We start from the raw sequence: 4085 nt of genomic DNA, 5'->3' as shown, positions 1-4085 counted from the left end.
GCCGCGATCCGGGTCGGAGAGCGCGGCGGCGAGGGCCTCCTCGGCGCGGCCGCCCGGGGCGAACCCGAGGAGGATCGCCGCGCGGCGGCGCACGATGGGGCTCGGATCGCCGAGCGCCGCGGAGAGCCGCTCCTCGGCGCCGTCCGCCGCGACGGCCGCGAGGGCCTCGAGCGCCGCGACGCGCACCGCCGGACGCGCGTCCTCGAGCGCGCGCGCCGCGAGGTCGGCCGCGAAGGGCTCCTTGAAGCGTGCGAGCGCGGCGAGCAGCGCGGCCTTCACCTCGGCCTCCGGCTCGCGCCCGAGCGCGGCGGCGAGCAGCGGCGCGGCCGCCTTCGAGCCGAGCGCCTCCAGCGCGCGGACGGCGCGCAGGCGGCGGCCCGCCTCGGGGGCGGAGAGATCGTCCAGGGAGCGCTCGTAGAGCGCGCGATCGGCGCGCGTGCCGAGGAGCGCCTTCATCTGGTCGCTGTCGCGCGCGGTGAGGCCCATGCGGCCGCCGGAGGCGAAGCGGTCGGCGACCATGGAGACGGACTCCGGCCCCGTCCGGCCGTCGAGGGCCTGCCGCGGCGAGGCCCTGCGCTCGGGCACGGCCTCGTGCGCCGCCGGGGCGGAGAGGTCGACTCCGGCCGTGCGGCCGAGACCGGCCGCCTCGGCGGCCGCCTTCCAGGCGCGGAGCGTCTCGATCTCGGCGCGCAGCTCGGCGATGAAGCCGGCGAGGTCCGCGCCGCCCTCCTCGGGGCCGGGCGCGCCGTCGGCGCCGGTGGCCCCGGTCAGGCGCGCGCGCTCGACGAGCCCGCCGAGGAGCCGTTCGCGCTCCTCCTGGAGCAGCCGCACGCGCTCCTCGAGCTCGTCCACCCGGGCCTGCGCGTCGCCGCGCTGGCCGCGCTCGGCCGCGAGGGCCTGCTCGAGATCGACCTCGCGCCGCCGCGCCTGGGCGGCGTCGCCGCGCGCGCGCTCCGCGGTGGTGCGCGCCGCGGCGAGCTCGCTCTCGAGCTGGGAGACGCGGCACTCGAAGAACACGATCTTCTCGAGCGCGCTGCGGAGGAACTCCTCCGGCTCGACGATGGTCTTCGCCCCTTCCACCCCGTCCATTCGCCCGCCCTGCCCCATCGCCGTCGAAGATCCCGTCCTGATCCCAGGATCTTGCGGAGATATCGCAGCTTACGAGATCGGGATCCGGGTGGCAAATTGTTGACGGCCGCGCGTTCCCGGTGATCTGGGTCGGTTCACGCTGCGTGGCCGCCGGCCGCCGTCTCGAGGCCGTGCGCGCTCGGTCCCCGCTCCTCGCGCCAGAGGAGGAACGAGAAGACGAAGCCGGCGGTGGCGAGCGCGGCGAGCATCCACATCGCTGGGAGCCAGCCCGCGGGGTGCTGCGGGGACGCGCCCGCGGCGTCGTTCGCGGCGCCGATGCCCCAGCTCATCCCTGCCCAGCCGATCTGCTGGCAGAACGTCATGAGCGCGTACGCCGAGCCGAGCCGCGCGTCGGGCACGAGGTAGGTGACCGCCGGCCACAGCACCGCCGGCACGAGCGCGAAGGAGAGGCCGAGCATCCCCATCGAGAGCTCGAGCGGCGCCCGCGTGTACGCCATGAGCAGGAACGGCGGCACGAGCAGCGCCGAGCCGATGGACATGAGCAGCGCGCGCTTGCCGATGCGATCCGCGAGGAGCCCGAAGAGCGGCATGCCGACCATCGACACCGCGGGCAGCCAGCTCTTGAGCGTGCCGGCCTGGTCGGGCGCGACGCCGTGCGCCTGGATGAAGAACAGGTTCGCGAAGGTGCGGAACGGGAAGATGGTCGCGTAGAACGCCACGCAGAGCCCGACCACCCACCAGTAGCCGCGGCTGAAGCGGACGAGGTCCTTCCAGACGAGCTTGTCGGTGTGGCCCGCGGTCGCGACGCCGTAGCGGCGCGCCGCGCTCGTCTCGAGCGTGGCGTACACGATCGCGAAGACGAACCAGAGGAGGCCGAGCGCGGCGGCGAGGAGGAGCGGCGGCTGCCAGTCGTGGAAGAGCCCCTTCGCGAAGCTCGGTGACTTGTCGGCGGTCCACGAGCCGAGCCGGGCGATGAGGAGCTGCACCGCGAGCGCGAAGGAGATCTCCTTCCCCTTGAACCAGCGCCCGACCACGGTCGTCGCCGCGACGATGAAGAGCTCCGAGCCGACGCCGAGCACGAAGCGGCCCGCCGCCATGGCGATGGCCGGCGAGCCGGGCACGAGCGCGGGCAGGAAGGCGATGAGCGCGCTCCCCGCCGCGCCGACGGCGCCGAAGAGCACCGCGGAGCGCGCGGTGCCGAGCCGGTCGATGAGCATCCCGCCGCCGATGAGCGTGAGCAGCGCCGCGACGTTGTAGGCGGTGTCGAGGAGCCCGATCTGCTGGTCGGTGAAGTGGAGCTGCTCCTGCAGGAAGGGGGTGACCGGGTACAGCGCGTCGAAGACGTAGTAGTTCCCGAACATCGCGACGCTGCACGCGAGGAGCACGAGCCAGCGGAACGCCCCGGACGGCTTCACCGGGGCGAGGGTCTTGGCGTCGGTCATGGGCGCGCAAGATAGCGCGGACACCGGCTGCGGACCACGCCGGCGGCGAGGCCCGAGATCGGTCAGACCGTCACGTCACGGTTGGACGGGCGGAGCGGCGTCGCTCCCCTGGCCCCGGCGCTCGGCGTAGCGCCGCTCCTCGCCCGCGCCGAGCTCGCCGTCCCCCGCGCGCCAGAGGGTCGACTCGACGGGAGCCGCGGTGGATGGGGCGGGCTCGAGCGGCTGCGCGCGCGCGGCCGTCCCCGCCGCCCGCGCCGCCGCGAGCCCGGCGAAGACCGCGTGTGCCTCCGGCGGCGTCGCTACCCCCGGGAAGCCGGGCGGCGCCGGGATGCGCCAGGACGCTGGCATCTCGCCCTCCGCCAGCTCGATGAGGTCGCGATCCGTGCGCGCGATCACGAGCGCGCCGTCCCGCATGCCGCGCACCTCGTCGTAGCGGAACACGTAGTCGCTGCGGAAGAGGATCGGGAACCCCTTCGACGCGTCGAAGCCCCAGTCGTACACGTGCTTCACCCGCCCGAGGGATTTCCCCTCGAGGTCCCGCACGCGCTGCCCGATGCGGACGCCGTTCCGTTCCTTCATGAGTCACGAGGTAGGGACGGCGCACACGCCCGGCCACTCGCACGCGGGTCGCGTCGTGACGGGCGTCTCGCCGCCGCAGCGTGGATCGAGCGCCGGGCAGCCCGCCCGCTCACGCGCGCTTGATGCGCGCCGCGCGGATCTTCGTCACCTTGCGGGGGTCGCCCTCCGCGACGGTGAAGACCCAGCCTCGCCAGAAGAACCGGTCTCCCTTCGCGGGGATGGCGCCCGCGAGCGAGTTGAGGAAGCCGGCGACGGTCTCGAAGCCCTGGTCCTCCGGGACGGCGGCGGCGGCGGCGGCGTTGAACTCGGAGATGGGCGTCGCGCCGAGCACCGTGAACGTGCCGTCGCCGTGCACCTCGACGCTCCGCCCCTCCTCCTGCTCGAACTCGTCGCCGATCTCGCCGACGATCTGCTCGAGCACGTCCTCGAGCGTGCAGACGCCCATGATGCCGCCGTACTCGTCCACCACGAGCGCCATGTGGAGCCGGCGGCGCTGCATCTCGCGGAGGAGCTGATCCACCGGCTTCGACCAGGGGACGAAGTGGGCCGGGCGGAGGATGTCGCGGAGCACGATGAGCTCCGGGTGGGCGAGCATCGGGACGAGGTCGCGGGCGTGGAGGACGCCGAGCACGTGATCGAGGGTCCCGCGGTAGATCGGCATCCGCGAGTGCCCCTCCTCCGCCATCATGCGGAGGATCTCGGAGACCGGCGTGTCCACGTCGAGCGCGACCAGGTCGGTGCGCGGCACCATCACGTCGCGCGCGATCTTGTCGCGAAACTCGAACACCGCGTGGATGAGCTCCGTCGTCGTCGCCGCTCCGCCGCCCGCGCCGTGGGCGCGCGCGTACTCGGAGAGCGCGCGCTCCATCTCGTCGAGCGGCGGCGGCGGGTTCGAGAAGCGGGCGTTCTTGCCGGCGGCGAGGCCTACGAGCACCGCCGCCGGCCGGGCCAGGGCGCGCAGGAGGAGGAACGGCG

General features: G+C 74.3%; 4 protein-coding genes. All 4 read right to left on the bottom strand.

The genetic code is table 11. The annotated features are described in order from the left end of the window. The coding region (locus MNZ29_RS23645) for a HEAT repeat domain-containing protein (protein ID WP_242357032.1) at positions 1 to 1089 on the bottom strand (1089 nt) is incomplete at its 3' end. 134 nt (positions 1090 to 1223) lie between these two features. Next, positions 1224 to 2531 carry an MFS transporter gene (locus MNZ29_RS23640; RefSeq protein WP_242357030.1) on the bottom strand — a complete coding sequence of 436 codons (1308 nt, stop codon included), beginning with the start codon at positions 2529 to 2531 and terminating at the stop codon, positions 1224 to 1226. A 75-nt stretch (positions 2532 to 2606) separates the two neighbouring features. Further along, positions 2607 to 3110, bottom strand: coding sequence for a hypothetical protein (locus MNZ29_RS23635; protein WP_242357028.1), 504 nt, complete (start codon positions 3108 to 3110; stop codon positions 2607 to 2609). 109 nt (positions 3111 to 3219) lie between these two features. Continuing rightward, on the bottom strand, positions 3220 to 4085 hold an 866-nt coding region (locus MNZ29_RS23630), incomplete at its 5' end, for a hemolysin family protein (protein WP_242357026.1).

This window comes from Anaeromyxobacter sp. SG64 (assembly GCF_022690745.1).
GTDB classification, from domain to species: Bacteria; Myxococcota; Myxococcia; order Myxococcales; family Anaeromyxobacteraceae; genus Anaeromyxobacter; species Anaeromyxobacter soli.
This window is presented reverse-complemented; position numbering and strand designations above follow the sequence as displayed.